At 73.4% G+C, this 18554-nt stretch carries 19 protein-coding genes; 10 read left to right on the forward strand and 9 right to left on the reverse strand.

The window, feature by feature from the left end; all coding sequences use genetic code 11:
- Positions 1 to 135: 135 nt before the first annotated feature.
- Positions 136 to 1785, forward strand: coding sequence for a DNA repair helicase XPB (locus tag NX794_RS04135; RefSeq protein WP_258776749.1), 1650 nt, complete (start codon positions 136 to 138; stop codon positions 1783 to 1785).
- Here NX794_RS04135 and NX794_RS04140 read toward each other — a convergent pair.
- Together NX794_RS04140 and NX794_RS04145 are read right to left on the reverse strand one after the other, a co-directional pair.
- Positions 1737 to 2852, reverse strand: a complete 1116-nt coding sequence (locus NX794_RS04140; protein WP_428985850.1) for a glycosyltransferase 87 family protein — start codon at positions 2850 to 2852, stop codon at positions 1737 to 1739. The genes NX794_RS04135 and NX794_RS04140 overlap by 49 nt on opposite strands.
- A 129-nt stretch (positions 2853 to 2981) precedes the next feature.
- Complete coding sequence (locus NX794_RS04145) at positions 2982 to 3164, reverse strand: hypothetical protein (RefSeq protein ID WP_258776750.1); 183 nt, start codon at positions 3162 to 3164, stop codon at positions 2982 to 2984.
- A gap of 295 nt (positions 3165 to 3459) precedes the next feature.
- Here NX794_RS04145 and NX794_RS04150 point away from each other — a divergent pair, with 295 nt between their 5' ends.
- Entirely contained in the window at positions 3460 to 5559 is a 2100-nt protein-coding gene (locus tag NX794_RS04150) for a HelD family protein (RefSeq protein ID WP_428985845.1), read from the forward strand.
- A gap of 206 nt (positions 5560 to 5765) precedes the next feature.
- Entirely contained in the window at positions 5766 to 6425 is a 660-nt protein-coding gene (locus NX794_RS04155) for an LppU/SCO3897 family protein (RefSeq protein ID WP_258776751.1), read from the forward strand.
- A gap of 6 nt (positions 6426 to 6431) precedes the next feature.
- Here NX794_RS04155 and NX794_RS04160 read toward each other — a convergent pair whose 3' ends face one another.
- Both NX794_RS04160 and NX794_RS04165 read right to left on the reverse strand, forming a co-directional pair.
- Positions 6432 to 6797, reverse strand: coding sequence for a darcynin family protein (locus NX794_RS04160; RefSeq protein WP_258776752.1), 366 nt, complete (start codon positions 6795 to 6797; stop codon positions 6432 to 6434).
- Between the two features lie 78 nt (positions 6798 to 6875).
- Positions 6876 to 7769, reverse strand: coding sequence for an NAD(P)H-binding protein (locus tag NX794_RS04165; RefSeq protein WP_258776753.1), 894 nt, complete (start codon positions 7767 to 7769; stop codon positions 6876 to 6878).
- Positions 7770 to 7873: 104 nt separating this feature from the next.
- Between NX794_RS04165 and NX794_RS04170 the strand changes: the two genes are divergently transcribed.
- Positions 7874 to 8836 carry a LysR family transcriptional regulator gene (locus NX794_RS04170; protein WP_428985851.1) on the forward strand — a complete coding sequence of 321 codons (963 nt, stop codon included), beginning with the start codon at positions 7874 to 7876 and terminating at the stop codon, positions 8834 to 8836.
- A gap of 283 nt (positions 8837 to 9119) precedes the next feature.
- Here NX794_RS04170 and NX794_RS04175 read toward each other — a convergent pair whose 3' ends face one another.
- Both NX794_RS04175 and NX794_RS04180 read right to left on the reverse strand, forming a co-directional pair.
- Positions 9120 to 9839: a copper homeostasis protein CutC gene (locus NX794_RS04175; RefSeq protein WP_258776756.1), complete on the reverse strand. Its 720-nt coding sequence runs from the start codon at positions 9837 to 9839 to the stop codon at positions 9120 to 9122.
- A gap of 93 nt (positions 9840 to 9932) precedes the next feature.
- Positions 9933 to 10604, reverse strand: a complete 672-nt coding sequence (locus tag NX794_RS04180; protein ID WP_258776757.1) for a maleylpyruvate isomerase family mycothiol-dependent enzyme — start codon at positions 10602 to 10604, stop codon at positions 9933 to 9935.
- A 94-nt stretch (positions 10605 to 10698) separates the two neighbouring features.
- Here NX794_RS04180 and NX794_RS04185 point away from each other — a divergent pair, with 94 nt between their 5' ends.
- Both NX794_RS04185 and NX794_RS04190 read left to right on the forward strand, forming a co-directional pair.
- The gene (locus NX794_RS04185) at positions 10699 to 11343 is read left to right on the forward strand and encodes an HD domain-containing protein (protein ID WP_258776758.1); all 645 of its coding nucleotides are present in this window, start codon (positions 10699 to 10701) and stop codon (positions 11341 to 11343) included.
- A 26-nt stretch (positions 11344 to 11369) separates the two neighbouring features.
- Positions 11370 to 12446: a GNAT family N-acetyltransferase gene (locus tag NX794_RS04190; protein WP_258776759.1), complete on the forward strand. Its 1077-nt coding sequence runs from the start codon at positions 11370 to 11372 to the stop codon at positions 12444 to 12446.
- 55 nt (positions 12447 to 12501) lie between these two features.
- Here NX794_RS04190 and NX794_RS04195 read toward each other — a convergent pair whose 3' ends face one another.
- Positions 12502 to 12780 (reverse strand): DUF4031 domain-containing protein, encoded by a 279-nt coding sequence (locus tag NX794_RS04195; RefSeq protein WP_258776760.1) that lies wholly within the window; start codon positions 12778 to 12780, stop codon positions 12502 to 12504.
- Positions 12777 to 13160, reverse strand: coding sequence for a hypothetical protein (locus NX794_RS04200; RefSeq protein WP_258776761.1), 384 nt, complete (start codon positions 13158 to 13160; stop codon positions 12777 to 12779). The genes NX794_RS04195 and NX794_RS04200 overlap by 4 nt, the downstream gene beginning before the upstream one ends.
- A 56-nt stretch (positions 13161 to 13216) precedes the next feature.
- Here NX794_RS04200 and NX794_RS04205 point away from each other — a divergent pair, with 56 nt between their 5' ends.
- The 4 genes from NX794_RS04205 to NX794_RS04220 all read left to right on the forward strand — a co-directional run bounded on the left by NX794_RS04205 (position 13217) and on the right by NX794_RS04220 (position 17116).
- Entirely contained in the window at positions 13217 to 14122 is a 906-nt protein-coding gene (locus NX794_RS04205) for a MurR/RpiR family transcriptional regulator (protein ID WP_428985846.1), read from the forward strand.
- A 54-nt stretch (positions 14123 to 14176) separates the two neighbouring features.
- Positions 14177 to 15100: an N-acetylmuramic acid 6-phosphate etherase gene (murQ, locus tag NX794_RS04210; RefSeq protein WP_258776762.1), complete on the forward strand. Its 924-nt coding sequence runs from the start codon at positions 14177 to 14179 to the stop codon at positions 15098 to 15100.
- 16 nt (positions 15101 to 15116) lie between these two features.
- Positions 15117 to 16532, forward strand: a complete 1416-nt coding sequence (locus NX794_RS04215; RefSeq protein ID WP_258776763.1) for a PTS transporter subunit EIIC — start codon at positions 15117 to 15119, stop codon at positions 16530 to 16532.
- 80 nt (positions 16533 to 16612) lie between these two features.
- Positions 16613 to 17116 carry a tetratricopeptide repeat protein gene (locus NX794_RS04220; protein WP_258776764.1) on the forward strand — a complete coding sequence of 168 codons (504 nt, stop codon included), beginning with the start codon at positions 16613 to 16615 and terminating at the stop codon, positions 17114 to 17116.
- 92 nt (positions 17117 to 17208) lie between these two features.
- Here NX794_RS04220 and NX794_RS04225 read toward each other — a convergent pair whose 3' ends face one another.
- Entirely contained in the window at positions 17209 to 18543 is a 1335-nt protein-coding gene (locus NX794_RS04225; RefSeq protein WP_258776765.1) for an MFS transporter, read from the reverse strand.
- Positions 18544 to 18554: the final 11 nt, after the last annotated feature.

Consider the following 18554-nt stretch of genomic DNA (forward strand, 5'->3'; position numbering starts at 1 on the left):
CCCCCCGGACAAGACCCGCGAGAGAGGGTGGAGGTTGCGCGGGCCCCTTGTTCGCCGAGCCCCCGGTGATCGTCCGCCGATGAGGCACACTGGACGTTTGACCGGGCGCGGAATGCGCGGAAGGGAAGTGCGTAGGTGAACGGTCCTCTCATCGTCCAGTCCGACAAGACCCTGCTCCTGGAAGTCGACCACGAGCGGGCCGACGAGTGCCGTCGGGCCATCGCGGTCTTCGCCGAGCTGGAGCGGGCCCCGGAGCACATCCACACCTACCGGGTGACGCCGCTCGGTCTGTGGAACGCGCGGGCGGCCGGGCACGACGCCGAGCAGGTCGTGGACGCGCTCGTGCAGTTCAGCCGGTACCCGGTGCCGCACGCGCTGCTCGTGGACATCGCCGACACGATGGACCGCTACGGGCGGCTCACCCTCAGCAAGCACCCCGCGCACGGCCTGGTGCTCACCACCACCGACCGGCCGGTCCTGGAGGAGGTGCTGAAGTCCAAGCGGATCGCCCCGCTGGTCGGCGCCCGCATCGACCCGGACACGGTCGCCGTGCACCCCTCCGAGCGCGGGCAGATCAAGCAGACCCTGCTCAAGCTGGGCTGGCCCGCCGAGGACCTCGCCGGATACGTGGACGGCGAGGCGCACCCGATCGAGCTGCTGGAGGACGGCTGGAACCTCCGGCCGTACCAGAAGCAGGCCGTGGAGAACTTCTGGCACGGCGGCAGCGGTGTCGTCGTCCTGCCCTGCGGCGCCGGCAAGACGCTGGTCGGCGCCGGGTCGATGGCGCAGGCCAAGTCGACCACGCTGATCCTGGTCACCAACACCGTCTCCGCCCGGCAGTGGAAGCACGAGCTGGTGAAGCGGACCACGCTCACCGAGGAGGAGATCGGCGAGTACAGCGGGACGAAGAAGGAGATCCGGCCCGTCACCATCGCCACCTACCAGGTCCTCACCACCCGGCGGAAGGGCGTCTACCCGCACCTGGAGCTGTTCGACTCCCGGGACTGGGGTCTGATCGTCTACGACGAGGTGCATCTGCTTCCCGCTCCTGTCTTCAAGTTCACCGCCGACCTCCAGGCCCGGCGCCGGCTGGGACTCACCGCCACCCTGGTCCGGGAGGACGGCCGCGAGTCCGACGTGTTCTCGCTGATCGGGCCCAAGCGCTTCGACGCCCCCTGGAAGGAGATCGAGGCGCAGGGCTACATCGCACCCGCCGACTGCGTCGAGGTCCGGGTCAACCTCACCGACTCCGAGCGGCTCGCCTACGCCACCGCCGAGACCGAGGAGAAGTACCGCTTCTGTGCCACCACCGCCACCAAGCGGAAGGTGACGGAGGCGCTGGTGCGCCGGTTCGCCGGGCAGCAGATCCTCGTCATCGGGCAGTACATCGACCAGCTGGACGAGCTGGGCGAGCACCTCGGCGCCCCGGTGATCAAGGGCGAGACGTCCAACGCCCAGCGCGAGAAGCTCTTCGACGCCTTCCGTGAGGGCGAGATCAGCGTGCTCGTCGTCTCCAAGGTCGCCAACTTCTCCATCGACCTGCCCGAGGCGACCGTCGCCATCCAGGTGTCCGGCACCTTCGGCTCCCGGCAGGAGGAGGCCCAGCGGCTCGGCCGGGTGCTGCGCCCGAAGGCCGACGGACACCAGGCGCACTTCTACTCGGTCGTCGCTCGCGACACCCTCGACCAGGACTTCGCCGCGCACCGCCAGCGCTTCCTGGCCGAGCAGGGCTACGCCTACCGGATCGTGGACGCCGACGACATCCTCGCCGAGGGCACCGGCTGAGCCGTCGCGAGCGCCGCGCCCGCCAGCAGGGCGAGGCCCAGCAGCGGGTACGGCGACGCGAGCGGCTGCTGCCACCACGGCAGCCGCAGGTCGCGGTCGCCCTGGTGGGGCACCAGCCACAGGGTGCGGGCCGTGAACACCGCCGCGGTGAGGGCCGCGAGCAGCGTCCGGCGTTCGGCGAGCAGCACCGCCAGCAGCGGCACGCACCACACCCAGTGGTGGGACCAGCTGATCGGGCAGACCAGCAGGGCCGTGCCCGCGGTGAGCGGGACGCCGTACCGGTCCGCGCCCGAGCGGGCCGCCAGCCACAGCCCCGCCACCCCCACGGCCACCGCCGGAACCGCCCAGGCCGGCCCCGGCGCCGGGTCGTGCAGGACCCGGGCCAGCAGCCCCCGCAGGGACTGGTTGTCCACGATCCACCCCTTGCCGACGTGCCCGGTCTCGAACAGCCGCCGGGTCCAGAACTCGACGCTCGCCGAGGGCAGCGGCAGGGCGCCGAGCAGGACCGTGCCCGCGAAGGCCGCCGTCGCCGTGGCCGCCTCCCGCATCCGCCCCGTCAGCAGCAGGTACGGCACGAAGACGGCCGGGGTCAGCTTCACGCCGGCCGCGATGCCGAGGGCCACCCCGCGTCCCCGGGCGGTCGGGGGGCGGGTGAGGTCCCACAGCACCAGGCAGGTCACGGCCAGGTTGATCTGTCCGAACAGCAGGGTCTGGAAGACCGGTTCCAGCCACAGGGCGAGGGCCGTGGCCGTGCACAGGGCGGGCAGGGCGATCGTGCGGCCGGCCAGCCGGGCGGAGAGGGCGATCAGCCACGCGAGCAGGAGCGCGTTGCCCGCGAGGAAGATCGCCTTCAGCAGCGGCAGCGGGAGCCAGGAGGCCGGGACGAAGAGGATCGCCGCGAAGGGCGGATAGGTGGCGGGGAGGTGCCACCGGGTGACCGTGAAGCCGTACAGATCGGTGCCGTGGGCCACGGCGGCGCCCTCGGCGCGGTAGACGAGGAGGTCGGCCATGGGTGCGCCGCGCAGGACGCACAGCGTGGTGAAGCCGGCGAGGGAGAGGGCGAGCAGGGGGAGTGAGAGGGACGGGGAGAGAGTGAGGGTGAGGAAGCGGGCGCGGGTGGGTGGGAGCCGGGCAGGGCCGGTGGCCGACAGGGCAGGCAGCGCCGTCCGTTTCCGCACGGACGCGACCCTATGCGGTCACCCGCGGCGTATGCCCGCCTCCTCGCCGTACTCACCGAGGATCACGACACCGAACGCGGCCTCCGCGAACACCTTGACGGCGCGCAGGGCGTTGCCCAGGAGGTGACGAGGGGGGTCGACCACGGCGGTGGCACCCGACGGGGGACGACCGGAAGCTGGTTGGAAGGTTGCGGCGCTCATGACTCCATGGTGGAACTTCGGGCGGCAGAGGGGTATCGGTCTCCGGGTCCAATTCCGGGGCCATTCCTCTGCGCCTGCGGGTGGAGCCGGCCGCTACACCGCCCGGTCCCCGTCCCCTAGGGGTCGCGCGGCCCGCGGCTACCCGGCCGTAAATCCATTGGCTTTCCGCGCCGCCCCTCACCTAAGATCTCCGCTCTTGCCCGCCTCCCTCCCGGAGCGCCGCCGCCCGGCCGGAAACCGGACGGCACCGTCGTCACAGCCGCGCAGCAGGCCCCACGGAGGCACCCCCTTGTCCATGCCCGCCCAGGACACGCCCGTACACGGCCCGACCGGCCACGACCCGCTCGACGACCCGCTCGACGACCCCAAGGGCCCGCTGTCCCGAGAGCGCTCCCACCTCGCCGCCTCCCGTTCCGCCCTGCGTGCCATGCGCGAGGACGTCGAGGCGCTGGACATCCGTGACGTCACCGCGAACTGGGTGAACGCCGAGGTGCTCTCCCGCCAGATCGAGGAGCGCGTCAAGGCCCTCGCCGACCTCAGCCACACCCCCCTCTTCTTCGGGCGGCTGGACTACCTGCACGCGCCCGGCGCCGAGCAGGCCGAGGGGGCCGGGGGCGAGCAGTTCTACATCGGGCGCCGGCACGTGCACGACGCCGGCGGCGACCCGATGGTCATCGACTGGCGCGCGCCGGTCTCGCAGCCGTTCTACCGGGCGTCCAGGAAGGACCCGATGGACGTCGGGCTGCGCCGCCGCTTCGGGTACACCGGCGGCGAGCTGACCGCCTACGAGGACGAGCACCTGTCCGACCCGGCGGAGGCGGCCACCACCAGCAAGCTGCTCCAGCGGGAGATCGAGCGCCCGCGCGTCGGCCCGATGCGGGACATCGTCGCCACCATCCAGCCCGAGCAGGACGAGATCGTCCGCAGCGGACTCGGCGGCACGGTGTGCGTGCAGGGCGGTCCGGGCACCGGGAAGACGGCCGTCGGCCTGCACCGGGTGGCGTACCTGCTGTACGCGCACCGGGAGCGGCTGGCCCGCACCGGGACCCTGGTCATCGGGCCGAACCGGTCCTTCCTGCACTACATCGAGCAGGTGCTCCCGGCGCTCGGCGAGCTGGCCGTGGCGCAGGCCACCGTGGACGACCTGGTCGGGCACGTGGAGGTGCGCGGCGCGGACGACGCCGCCGCCGCGGTCGTCAAGGGCGACGCCCGGATGGCCGAGGTGCTGCGCCGGGCCCTGTACTCCCACGTGCGTATCCCCACCGAGCCGGTCGTGGTGGTGCGCGGCTCCCGGCGCTGGCGGGTCCCGGCACACGAACTGGAGGAGCTGGTACGGGAGTTGCTAACCCGCGATATCCGGTACGGCGCCGCCCGCGAGGCCCTGCCACAGCGGATCGCGCACGCGGTGCTGGTGCGGATGGAGCGGGCCGGGGAGGCGCCGGACGACCGGGTGCAGGACGCGGTGGCCCGCAACAGCGCGGTGAAGGCGGCCGTCAAGGAGAGCTGGCCGCCCGTCGACCCGGCCAAGCTGGTGCTGCGGCTGCTGACGGACGCGGACTTCCTCGCCGAGCACGCGGACGGGATCCTGAGCGAGGACGAACGGAAGACGATCCTGTGGGCGAAGCCCGTGCGGAGCGTCAAGTCGGCCAAGTGGTCCCCGGCGGACGCGGTGTTGATCGACGAGGCCACCGACCTGGTCCAGCGCACGCACTCGCTCGGCCATGTGGTGCTGGACGAGGCGCAGGACCTGTCCCCCATGCAGTACCGGGCCGTCGGCCGGCGCTGCACCACCGGCAGCGCGACCGTCCTCGGCGACCTGGCGCAGGGCACCACCCCGTGGGCGACCCGGAGTTGGGACGAGGCGCTGGCCCACCTGGGCAAGCGGGACGGCCACATCGAGGAGCTGACGGCCGGTTTCCGCGTCCCCACCGACGTCATCGCCTACGCCTCCCGGCTGCTGCCGCACATCGCGCCCGGCCTCGCCCCCGTCGCCTCGGTCCGGGAGAACCCGGGCTTCTTCGAGGTCCGGGACGGCAGCGGGACGGCCGAAGTCATCGCCGCCTGCGAGGAGTTGCTGCGCCGCGAGGGCTCGACCGGTCTGATCGCCGCCGACGCCCGCGTCCCGGCGCTGGCCGAGGCCCTCGCCGCCGCCGGGATCGGTCATCTGGCGCCGGGTGAGGAGACCACCCGCGAGACCCGCCTCACCCTGGTCCCGGCCTCGCTCGCCAAGGGCCTGGAGTACGACTACGTGGTCCTGGACGAGCCGCGGGCGGTGGTGGACGGCGAACCGGACGAACGCACCGGGCTGCGCCGCCTGTACGTGGCGCTGACCCGCGCGGTGTCCGGCCTGATCGTCACGCACGCGGCGCCGCTGCCGAGGGAACTGGCCGAGTAAGGGGCGGGCGGCGCCGGGGGGCCGAGTAGGGTGCGGTGCCGGTCAGACGACCGGTGACCGAGCAGATCCCCTCCGAGAGGCCCCAGTTGAGCACGCCGCCGCCACCGCACCCCGGGTACCGGCACCCCGGGTACCAGCACCAGCCGATACCGGGGCCGTATCCGCCGGTGCCCGGGCCGTACCAACAGCCGTACGCGCCCTATCAGTTGCCGTATCAGTATCAGTACGGCGCCCCGCCGCCGGCGGCCTGCCAGCTGTGCGGGGCGGTGCCCGCCGCGCCGGTGACGGTGCGCGGGCACCAGGGCATGGTGGTGGTGATGCGGTTCCTGCGGCGGCAGGGCATGTTCTGCCGGCCCTGCGCGCTGGCCGTGTTCCGTCAGATGCAGGCCGACACCCTGGTCCAGGGCTGGTGGGGGCCGCTGTCGGTGGTGATCACACCGTTCACCCTGCTGGCCAACCTTGGCGCGCTGGCCGCGATCCGCCGGATTCCGGCGCCGGTCGCCGCCGGGCACCGGCCGCCGCTGGACCCGGGCAAGCCGGTGTTCAGGCGACCGCAGGGCATCATCGCGCTGATCCCGCTGGGCCTGGTCGCACTGGTGGTGCTCGCCGTGCCCGTGCTGCTGGTCATCGGCCTGGTGGCCGGTCCCGGCGACGGTTCGCCGGCGCTGACGGTCGGCTCCTGCGCCCGCAACGACGCCGACTGGCCGGAGCAGGACCTGAGCCCCGAGCCGTGCGGTTCGGCCGCCGCCCAGTACCGCGTGCTGGACCCGGACGACGACTCCTGCCCGGCCGGGGCCTACATCGCCTACCCCGAGTACAGCGCGACCGGCGAGCGGTCCCTCTGCCTCAAGCCGCTGAGGGACTAGCGTCCGTCAGGTGGTGACGGTGGCGACGGGGTCGACGCCATAGGTGCGGGCGTAAGCGTTCTCGGTGCCGACGAGGAGGTCGACGACCTCGAAGTAGCGGTCCCAGAAAGGGGTTTCGCGCAGCGCGTCGACGAGGAGCTGGTAGGCCTGGTGGTCGTCGGCCTCCCACACCCACACGTCGGTGACGCGGGCGGAGTAGAACTCGGTGTCGTAGAAGCGTGACCGCACGCCCTTGGTCTTGGCCTCGATGACCGGCAGGACCTGGGTGGTGAAGGCGTCGATACGCTGCTGGACGCTCAGGGCGAGCCATTCCTGCGTGGTCTTGACCAGCATGAACGCGGTGACCGGCGGAGCGGTTGGCGTAGTGGACATGGGGTTCCTCCGATGGGTGTCGCGGTTCCGGGACTCAGGAGAGACGGTCCCGGGGTTCAGGAGAGACGGTTCCGGGGTTCAGGAGCGGACGGCGGGCTTGAGGGTCTGGGCGCACCAGTGCTCGAAGTCGGTGGGCGAGGCGGTGTCAGGGGTGCGGGTGACGCCGGCGTCGAGGCCTTCGTCCTTGGCTCGCTTCATGTCGACGATGCCCTGGACGAACGTCTTGTCGAGGCCGTAGCCGACGAGGGTGGTGTACAGCTCGTCGAGCGGCTGGTGCGCGTAGCGGACGGGGCGGCCGAGCTGTTCGGTCATGATGCGGGCCAGGTCGTTCGGGGACAGGTCCCGCGGTCCGAGGACCGGGACGCTGCCGGTGCCGGTCCACGAGCGGTCCAGCAGCAGGCTCTCGGCGGCTGCCGCGATGTCGGCGGCGGCGACGAGCGGGGCCTTGCGGTCGGGGTCGACAAAGTCGGTGAAGACGCCGTTCTCGCGGATCGAGTCGGCCTCCTCCAAGAGGTTCTCGAAGAACGACGGGTTGGCCAGGGCGCGGTAGGCGGCCCCGCTGCCGGCGAGGAGGTCGTCCAGGGCGAGGGAGGTGGTGACCAGGCCGGCGCGGTCGGCGAGCGGGGTGCCGCGGCCGAGCGCGGAGACGCCGACGACATGGCCGACACCGTGCTTGGCGAGTGCGTCGACGGCGGGGCGGGAGAAGGTCAGGTACGCGTCGTGCGGGGTCAGGGCGGCGTCCGGGGGGACCAGCCAGAAGACGGCGTCCGCGCCGGCGAAGGCCCGGTCGACGGTCTCGGCGTCCCCGTGCGAGCCGGTGACCACCTCGACGCGGTCGCGCGCGCCGGCCGGCAGCCGGGCCGGGTCGCGCACGATCACGCGCAGTTCCTCGCCCGCGGCGGGGGCGGACTCCAGGAGCCGGGAGAGCAGGTGACGGCCGATGTTCCCGGTGGGAGCGGTGATGACGATCATGAATACCTCGCTGGACGTGCCGTTCGGTTACGTCCGTCATCCTGCTGAGGGCCGCTGTGCTGCCACAATGGGAACTTCGGCACGGAATCATTGACTGAAATGGAATAACGCTGGTGAGCAGCCCTGATCCGGTCATCGACGCCAATCTCGCCATCGCGCTTGACGCTCTGCTGACCGAGCACAGCGTGACCCGCGCCGCCGCGCGTCTGCACACCTCACCGGCCGCCATGAGCCGCACCCTCGCCCGGCTGCGCCGCGTCCTCCAGGACCCCCTCCTGGTCCGGGCGGGACAGGCCATGGTCCCCACCCCGCGTGCCCAGGCGCTGCGCGAGGAGGCCGCCGCGGTGGTCCGCAGTCTCGGCGCGCTGCTCAGTCCCGGTGCGAGCGTCGACCCCGCCGGTCTGCGCGGCACCTTCACCCTCCAGGCCGCGGATCTGGTCGGTGCGGCGCTGGCCCCCGGGCTGCTGGCACTGGGGCGGCGGGAGGCGCCGGGGGTCTCGTTCCGGATCCGGGCCGAGGAACTGGAGGCCGGGCCCGCGCTGCGTGACGGCCGGATCGACCTGGAGATCGGCGCCATCGACCACGTGGACCCGGAGACACAGGTCGAGGAGTTGGCCAACCTCCGCATGGTGGCGGCCGTCCGGGCCGGCCATCCGCTCACGGAGGGCACGCTGACCCCGGCCCGGCTCGCCGCCGCCCGGCACGTCGCCGTCAGCCGCCGCGGCCGGTTCAGCGGCCCGCTGGACACCGCGCTGGCCGAGCACGGCCTCCGGCGGCGGGTCGACGTCGTCCTTCCCGGGCACCTGGCCGCGATGACCCTCGCCGCCCGCAGCGACGTGGTCTGCCTCGTGCCCGCCGCGCTCCCCGGCGCCGCCCCGTCGCCCCTCACCCACGACGCCGACGCCCTCGGCCTGCGCCTCCTCGACATCCCCCTGACGCTGCCGCCCCTGACCATCGGCATGGCCTGGCACCCCCGGCACACGGCGGACGGTGCCCACCGCTGGCTCCGCTCCGCCGCCCGCCGAGCGCTCCGCACCCCCACGGCCGAGGCCGGCGACCCCGGGTGACACCACCCGCCGGACGCACCGCACCCCAACAGCCGAGGTCAACGGCCCTGAGTGACACCGCCCGCCGGGCACTCCGCACCCCAACAGCCGAGGTCAGCGCCCCCGAGTGACACCGCCCGCCCGGCGAACGCGCACTCGCCACGCACCACCGCACCCGTCACACAACACCCGACAGACTCGGCCACCCCACCACCGCACCCGTCACACGACACCCGACAGACGCGGCCACCCCACCACCGCACCCGCCCGGCGCACGCGCACTCGCCGTGCACCACCGCACCCGTCAGGCGACACCCGACGGACTCGGGGCCACCTCCGCGTCCAGCAAGGCCCGCCACTCCGCCACCGCCGCCGACGCGACCGGGCCCGACCAGCCCTCGGGGCGGGCCGCGCCGCCGATGTGGAAGGCGTCGATGCCCGCGTCGAGCAGGGACGGGACGTGGTCGAGGCGGAGGCCGCCGCCGACCAGGACCGTCTGGTCGTAGCCGGGCTCGCCGCGCCGGCCGGCCTCGGCGAGCAGGGTCGGCAGGCCGCTGTCCACGCCGGTGGCGGAGCCGGCCGTGAGGTAGGTGTCGAGGCCGGGCAGGCCCGCGAGCCGCCTGCGCAGCGCGGCCCGGTCGGCGGCCCGGTCGATGGCCCGGTGGAAGGTCCACGGGCAGCCGTCCAGCGCGCCGACGACCCGCTCCACCGCCGCCAGGTCCACCGCGCCGTCGGCGTCGAGGAAGCCGAGCACGAACTGGTCGGCGCCGGCCGCGCGCAGCTCGCCCGCGATGCCGACGAGCCGGTCCACGTCACCGGCCGCGAACCCGTCGGCCAGCCGGAGCATCACGCGCAGGTCGATGTCCACGGCCGCCCGGACGCCGGCGACGGTGGCCGGGTCGGGGGTGAGCCCGTCGGCCGCCATCTCGGTGACCAGCTCCAGCCGGTCCGCGCCTCCGGCCTGGGCGGCGACCGCGTCCTCGGCGTCGAGAGCGATCACCTCCAGGACTGCACGCTTGCTCATGGCTCCCCATTCGGTCGGCGTCCGCACACTCTTGCGCATACAGGTCTAGTCCAATTCAAGAGTACGCTGCCCAGTCCCGCCCCCGGTCACGCCTCAGCCGAAGATGTTCAGCTCCGCCTCCCGCGCCCCGGCCAGCTCGTACGCCGCGCCGTTCAGCGGACGCCCCGCGTACAGCCGTACGAGGGTGGGCGCGTCCCCGATGAAGCGCACGGGCGGGCCGGAGGCCGTCGGGGCGCCGAGCCGCAGCGGTTCGTCCACGTCGTCCAGGTCGGCGTGCAGGGACAGGTGCGCCTGCTCCCGGGTGACCCACGCCAGCAGCGCCAGCGCGTCCGGCAGCCCGGCACCGCCGTACGCGCCGGGCTCGCCGAAAACGTCCCGTACGTCCCCCGCGTGCACCCACTCCCCCAGCGCGATCATGTCGAGCCGCCCGTCCCACGCGGCGATCACCGGCCCGGCCTCGGTCATCCCGCGCTCCAGCTCGTCCACCACCCGGGCGTTGGTCCACTCCGCGCGCTCGGCGATGTCCCGCTCGTTGGACTCGGGCGAGAACACGCCCGGCTCGTACCGGCTCTCCACCACCCGCAGCAGCGCGGCCGAGCAGTGCGCCAGCACGTCCCGTACCGTCCACCCCGGACAGGCGGCGGCCGGCCGCGCGAAGTCCGCGTCCGGGCGGGAGCGCAGCAGCGGTATCAGCGCCTTCCGCTCGATCTCCAGGAGCCGGCCGGGCAGTTGGGGGTCGCGAGGTACGCGTACGTCATCGGTCATGGCGCCACGCTAGGCCGACACGGACCGGCCCGACAGGGCGCCTGCCGGCCGGGCTCGGGCCGCCGCGCGACCGGCGCCGGTGAAGAATGGACGCATGGCCGATCTCGACGCCCTGCGTCTCCGCTTCGTCCGCGCGCTTGAGGCAGCCCGCGCCTCCACCGGGGGCCCCGACCCGACGCCGTACGCCGACAACCTGCTCGTCCGCTGGCAGGAGCCGCAGCGCCGCTACCACACGGTGGCCCACCTGACCGCCGTCCTGGACCGGATCGACGTGCTGCGGGAGTACGCCGCCGACCCGGACGTGGTGCGGCTGGCCGCCTGGTTCCACGACGCCGTCTACCTGCCCGACCGCTCCGAGAACGAGGAGCGCTCCGCGCGGCTGGCCGAGCGCGCGCTGCCGGAGGCGGGCATGCCGGACGCGGTGACCGCCGAGGTGGCCCGGCTGGTCCGGCTGACCGTGACGCACGACCCGGCCGACGACGACCGCGACGGCCAGGTGCTGTGCGACGCCGACCTCGCGATCCTGGCCGCGCCCCCGTCGGCGTACGCCGTCTACACCGCCGAAGTGCGCGAGGAGTACCACTTCGTGCCCGGCGACGCCTTCCGGCAGGGGCGCGCGGCGGTCCTGCGCCAACTCCTGGAGCTGCCACGGCTGTTCCGCACTCCCTACGGGCGGGAGCACTGGGAGGCCACCGCCCGCTACAACCTCGCCGGCGAGCTGGAAATGCTGTCGACCTGAGGGGGTACGGCCCCTAGGGTGCGCCCATGCGAGCAATCAGCGGGGACGACGTGAACAGGGCCGTGGCCGGGTGCCTGGCGGCCCTGCGACCAGCGGTGGACCGGGACTGGACGGAGGTCGGCGCGGGCGGTCTTGAGTGGGACTGCCATGCCACCGCCGTCCATGTGGCCGACGACCTGGTGGCCTACGCCGCCAACCTGGCCGGCCGGGCCCAGGACGCCTACGTGCCCTTCGAACAGCGGCTGGACGAGGGCACCGGCAACGCGGGCCTGCTCCAGGTGATCGAGGCGACCGGCGCGCTGCTCGCCGCCGCCGTCGACACCGCCCCGCCCGGTGTCCGCGGCTTCCACAACTACCCCTTCGGCAGCGCCGACCGCCACGGCTTCGCGGCGATGGGCATCGCCGAAGTGCTGCTGCACACCCATGACATGGCCGAGGGGCTCGGCCTCGCGTACAAGCCCGCCGAGGAGTTGGCGGAGTCCGTGCTGTCCTGGCTCTTCCCGCATGTGCAGCCGGGGCCCGAGGCCTGGCCGACGCTGCTGTGGGCCACCGGGCGCGGCGAACTGCCCGGCCGGGCCCCGGTCACCGAGTGGCGCTGGCGCAACAACCTCGTCATCCCCGCCGAGCGTCTCACCCTCACCGGGCTGCGCCCCGCCGTCGCCCGCGACCTGCGCCTCGGCGGCGACGGCGGCCTCGACTGGCCGGCGGGCGGCCCCTACGACGGCACCCGGGAGGCCGCCGGCCTGCTGGTCAAGGCGTACGAAGCGGGCGTCCACCGACCGGAGTTCGGCGTCTTCGCCCTGGTCCGGCACGCGGACGGCCGCGCGATCGGCGGCATCGGCTTCCACGGCGCACCCGACGAGGACGGCCGCGTGGAGATCGGCTACGACCTGGTGCCGGACGCCCGGGGCCAGGGCTACGCGACGGAGGCACTGCGGGCGCTGGCCGCGTGGGCGCTGGCCCGCGAGGACGTCACCTCGGTGTTCGCGACCGTCGAGCGGGACAACGCCCCCTCGCACGCGGTCGTCACCCGGGCCGGTTTCCGGCTGGTCAGCGAGGCCGGCGACGGCGGCGCGGAACTGGCCTACGAGCTGCGCGGCTGAGGAAGACGGCGGACACGCCTACGAACTCCGCCGCTGAAGAAGTCGGAAACCCGGCCTACGGCTCCCGAGTCCAAGCGCTCCCCTTGCGCCGCCGCAACCCCGCCGCCCGTAGCAGCCGCACCACCTCGCGGCTGCTGACCTCCACCGCCCCGGCGGCCACCGCGTCCCGGTACCGGTGCGCGGGCAGGTCGTAGTGGTCGCGTTCGAAGGCCCGCCTCGGCACGCCCAACGAGTCGGCGAACGCGCGGAGTTCGTCGTACGACACGTCGCTCACCAGATGCGACCACATGCGCCCGTGGCCGGGCCAGGTCGGCGGGTCGATGTAGAGGGTCACGAGGAGGCCGTCCCGCCGGTGGCCGAGCCCAGCGCGCCGACGGCGGCGACCTTCACGCCCGCCTGGTGGCACACCCAGTGCGGGTCGGGGCCCAGCTCCGGCTCCACCTCCAGGGCGTGCGGGTCGCCCGAGCCGCACACCGGGCACAGCGGCCAGCGGCCGTACCGCTCCAGCAGCGCGTCCTGCACGTCCTGGGCGACCAGACCGGCGACGTAGGCGGCGCCGTCCGGCCACTGCTCGACCCACCAGCGGCGCTGCGCCACCGACTCCTCGACCAGGGAGACCACGTCCGCGTCGGCGACCCCGCGCGCCATCAGGTCGGCGAGCACCAGGGCGCGCGCGGCGTGCAGGGTCTGCTCCAGGGGGCTGACGGGTTCCATGCCACCCATTGTGCGCACTCTTGACCCCGCCACCGAACCGAAAATATCTTTCATCCGTGACCCAGGACATGAAGGAAATTTTCGGCAGTCCGGGCGGCACGCTCGCCGCCAAGGTGCGTACCCTCGCCCCCTCCATGACCCGGTCCATGCAGCGCGTCGCGGAGGCGGTCGCCGCCGACCCGGCCGGCTGCGCCGCGCTCACCGTCACCGGCCTCGCCGAACTCACCGGCACCAGCGAGGCCACCGTCGTGCGCACCGCCCGGCTGCTCGGCTACCCGGGCTACCGCGACCTGCGCCTCGCCCTCGCCGGGCTCGCCGCGCAGCAGCAGTCGGGCCGGGCGCCCGCCATCACGACGGACATCGCGGTGGACGACCCCATCGCCGACGTGGTGGCCAAGCTGGCGTACGAGGAGCAGCAGACCCTCGCCGACACCGCCGCCGGGCTCGACACGGGCCAGTTGGACGCGGCCGTCGTCGCGCTCGCCGGGGCCCGCCGCACCGACGTGTACGGCATAGGGGCGTCCGGGCTCGTCGCCCAGGACCTCACCCAGAAGCTGCTGCGCATAGGGCTCATAGCCCACGCGCACAGCGACCCGCACCTCGCGGTGACCAACGCGGTGCAGCTGCGCTCGGGGGACGTGGCCATCGCGATCACCCACTCCGGCTCGACGGGGGACGTCATAGAGCCGCTGCGGGTGGCCTTCGAGCACGGGGCGACCACCGTCGCCATCACCGGCCGGCCCGACTCGCCGGTCACCCAGTACGCCGACCACGTGCTGACCACGTCCACCTCACGGGAGACCGAGCTGCGGCCGGCCGCGATGTCCTCGCGGACCAGCCAACTGCTCGTGGTGGACTGCCTGTTCGTGGGAGTGGCACAGCGTACGTACGACTCGGCGGCGCCCGCGCTGGCCGCGTCGTACGAGGCGCTGGCCCACCGGCACCGCACCAACCCCAGGTGAACGAACCGCAGGTGCCGTAAGAGCCTGCGCCCGAACCGGAGAGAGCCGCACCTCATGACCTCCCCTGACCTGCGCAGTCAGCTGGCCTCCCTGACCACCGAGGCCTTCCGTCCCGAGCTGGCCGGGATCGACCGGCTGTCCACCTTCGACATCGCCCGCCTGATGAACGGCGAGGACGCGGGCGTGCCCACGGCCGTCGCCGCCCAGCTCCCCCGGATCGCCGCCGCCGTCGACGCGGTGGCGGCCCGGATGGCCCGTGGCGGACGCCTGGTCTACGCCGGGGCCGGTACCGCCGGCCGGCTCGGCGTGCTGGACGCCTCCGAGTGCCCGCCCACCTTCAACACCGACCCCGCCCAGGTCGTCGGCCTGATCGCGGGCGGCCCCGAGGCGATGGTGACCTCCGTCGAGGGCGCCGAGGACTCCGCCGAGCTGGCCCGGCGCGACCTGGACGCCCTGAAGCTCGGCCCCGACGACACGGTGGTCGGCGTCTCCGCCTCCGGCCGCACCCCGTACGCCGTCGGCGCCGTCGAGCACGCCCGTGCGCTGGGCGCCCTCACGGTCGGCCTGTCCTGCAACGAGCACAGCGCGCTCGCGGCGGCGGCCGAGCACGGCATCGAGGTGGTCACCGGCCCCGAGCTGATCACCGGCTCCACCCGCCTCAAGGCCGGGACGGCGCAGAAACTCGTCCTCAACATGATCTCGACGATCACGATGATCCGGCTCGGCAAGACGTACGGGAACCTGATGGTCGACGTCCGGGCCTCCAACGACAAGCTGCGGGCCCGCTCGCACCGGATCGTGTCCCTGGCCACGGGTGCGGGGGACGACGAGATCGAGAAGGCGCTCACCGAGACCGGGGGCGAGGTGAAGCACGCGATCCTCACCCTGCTCGCCGGGGTGGACGGCCCGACGGCCGCCCGCCTTCTGGAGGAGACCGGCGGCCATCTGCGCGCCGCGCTGGCGCGGGCGGCCGGCTGACCCGCACGCTCGGGTCGTGCGCAACGACCCCGCCTCCCTCGCCACCGCCGTCCTCGCCCGGGTCGGCGGCCCGGCCAACGTCACCTCCGCCGCCCACTGCATGACCCGCCTCCGCCTCACCCTCGCCGACCCGACGGCCGCGGACCCGGACGCGCTGCGCTCCGTACCGGGCGTGCTCGGCGTGGTGGACGGCGGGGACGGCACCTGGCAGGTGGTGCTGGGGCCGGGCGTGGTGGCGGAGGTGACGGCGGAGGTGACGGCGGAGGTGGACCGCCGGAGGCCGGCGCGGGCACCCGGCGCCCCTTCCGCGCCCGGCTCGGCACTGAAGGAGGAACTCCGACGGCGCAACGCGACCCCCCTCAAAACGGCCCTGCGCCGGATCGCGAACGTCTTCGTCCCCCTCATCCCCGCCCTGATCGGCTGCGGCATCCTGGCCGGCCTCAACGGCCTCCTCCTGAACGCGGGGTGGCTGCCGGGCCTCACCCCGGCCCTGTCCGCCATCGCCTCGGCCTTCATGGCACTGATCGCCGTCTTCGTGGGCGTCAACACGGCGAAGGAGTTCGGCGGGACGCCGGTGCTGGGCGGGGCGGTGGCGGCGGTGGTCGTCTATCCGGGGGTGGCGAAGGTGACGGCGTTCGGGATGCACCTGGCGCCCGGCCAGGGCGGGGTGCTGGGCGCGCTCGCGGCGGCGCTGCTCGCCACCCGGGTGGAGAAGTGGTGCCGGGGCCGGGTGCCGGGCGCGCTGGACGTCCTGCTCACCCCCACGGTCACGGTCCTGGTCTCCGGCCTGGTGACGCTGTACGGCCTGATGTACGCGGCCGGCACGGTGGCCACCGCGATCGGCACGGGCGCCGACTGGCTCCTCGTACACGCGGGCGCGGTCGCCGGGCTGGTCCTCGGCGGCCTCTTCCTGCCGCTGGTCATGCTGGGCCTGCACCAGGCCCTGATCCCCATCCACACCACCCTCATCGAACAGCAGGGCTACACGGTCCTGCTCCCGCTGCTGGCGATGGCGGGCGCGGGCCAGGTCGGCGCGGCGGTCGCGGTGTACGTCCGGCTGCGCCACGACACGTCCCTGCGTACGACGATCAGGTCGGCCCTCCCGGCGGGCCTGCTTGGCGTCGGCGAACCCCTGATCTACGGCGTCTCGCTGCCCCTCGGCCGCCCCTTCCTGACCGCCTGCGCGGGCGGCGCGGCCGGCGGCGCCTTCATCGGCTTCTTCGCCACCCTGGGCACCCAGGTCGGCGCCACCGCCATCGGCCCCTCCGGCTGGGCCCTCTTCCCCCTCCTCACCGGCAACGCCGGCCCGGCCGCGACGATGGCGGTCTACGGCGGGGGTCTGCTGACGGGGTACGCGGTGGGCTTCGCGGCGACGTACTTCTTCGGGCTGACGGGCGTCGGAGACCGTCCTCACGAAGCACCATCGTCATAAGAGACCGTCCTCGCCGCTGATTGGTGCCGGCGAAGGCTGCTCCGGCGGCCGGCTCCGTCTGCAAGGCTATGACGATGACCATGAAGACCACGACGGAGTGGGAACGGCGGTGCGCCGCCCTGTGGGACACGTTCCAGGACCGCGATGCGGCGGAGTTCCGATCAGCGATGAGAACGTTGGCCGGCGAACTGCCGGAGGGGCACACCGTCGCCGCGTTCGAGCTGGCCTCCGCCTATGACGCGACCGACCTGGGCGAGCAGGCCGTTCCCCTCTACCGGCAGGCCCTGGACGGCGGCCTGCCCGGTGACCGTCGGCGCCAGGCGGTGGTCCAGCTCGCGAGTACGCTGCGTGCCCTCGGCGACCCGCGGACCAGTGCCGAACTGCTGCTAGCGGAGCGCGGGAGGACGTCGGACCACCTCGACGACGCGGTCACCGCTTTCCTCGCCCTGTCGTTGGTCGACCTCGGGCGCGAACGGGAGGCCGCAGCACTCGCCCTCGGCGCGCTCTCCCGTCATCTGCCGAGCTACAACAAGTCGCTCGCCCACTATGCCGCGGCTGTGGCCGAGCCCATCCCGAACGGCTGAGGAACGGGACCGGCGCCCAGGCGTCTCCCCTGACGAACTGACGGCTCCGTACACCGAGGCGGTGCACGGAGCCGTCCCAGTCCGCCCGGCCGTCAGGACATCGAGGTCGCCGGGGCGGGGTGTGCCACGCCCGGGGACTCCAGCACTTCGAGCACCGACTCCTCGGGCTTCTCCACGACCTCGCCCGGCGGCCGCAGCGCGCTCAGGTCCACCCACCGCAGCGTCGCCAGTGTCATCAGCACCGGCAGCGTCCCGCCCAGCACGAACAGGACCACGACGAACACGCGGCCCGATCCCACCCCCGCGATCACCGCCGACAGCGGTACGAGCGCCAGCGAGCCCAGCCAGTCGATGCTGATGACACGACCGCGCACCGCGCTCGGCACGGTCTGGATCAACGTCGACCAGTACACGTTGCCGACGGTCGAGAAGCAGCCGTACATCACGGCCATGGGAAGCAGCAGCCAGAACGACGGTACGAACACCATCACCGCGAGCGGCGCGGCACCCGCCGTCCAGGCGAGCAGCATCCAGCGGGCGTAGTTCTCGGGGGGTTTGCGCGCGCCGAGCACGATGGAGGCGACCACGGCCGCGATACCGGTCACCGCGATGAGCAGACCGTAGTCGCGGGCGTCGCCGCCGAGCCGGTCGCTGATGAGGAAGGGCAGGAGCACCTGCCGGGGACCGGACTGGAGCAGCAGCACCACGCCGGACCACACGATGAGCACCCACAACCACCGCTCCCCGAACAGGTAACGCAGCGCCTGCCGGTACGGGACGGGTTCGGCCGACCCGGTCTCCTCCTCGGACACGGGGCCGGCGGACCCGCTCGGCCGGATGAGGGCCACGCACAGTGCCGCCACTCCGAAGCTCAGCGCGTTGAGCACGATGACGCTCATGGCGTCGAACAGCGAGATCAGCACTCCGCCGAGAGCCGGGCCGATCATCCGCATGGTGAGTGAACGCAGCGTGGCTTCGAGAGCGTTGGCGGAGTGCAGGCTCTCCTCGGGCACGAGGTCGGGCGTGAAGGCGTCGGAGGCGGGACCGCTGATCGCGGCGGATGCGCCGAGCACGAAGGCGGCACCGACCAGTTGCCACATCATCAGGTCCCCGACGACATGGAGGACGGTGAGCAGGGCGAGCACGGCGAAACTCGCCACGAACGACCAGCCGATGACCCGCTTACGCGGGAAGCGGTCCGCGAGCGCACCGCCCACCAGGACGCAGGAGATCAGGCCCACCGCCTCGGCGCCGACCACGATGGCGAGTTCGGAGCTGTCACCGCCCAGTTCCATGGCGACCCATGGCAGCGCGACCAGCCAGACCCCGTCGCCGAGCATGCTGATGAGGTACGAGAGGAAGAACAGACGGTAGTCGCGGTGCCGCAGCGGCGCCAACGACCGGTACAGGGCGAGGGACTTCGGCATGGGATTCAACT

Origin of the sequence: Streptomyces pyxinicus, assembly GCF_024753135.1 — a bacterium.
Classification (GTDB): Bacteria; Actinomycetota; Actinomycetes; order Streptomycetales; family Streptomycetaceae; genus Streptomyces; species Streptomyces pyxinicus.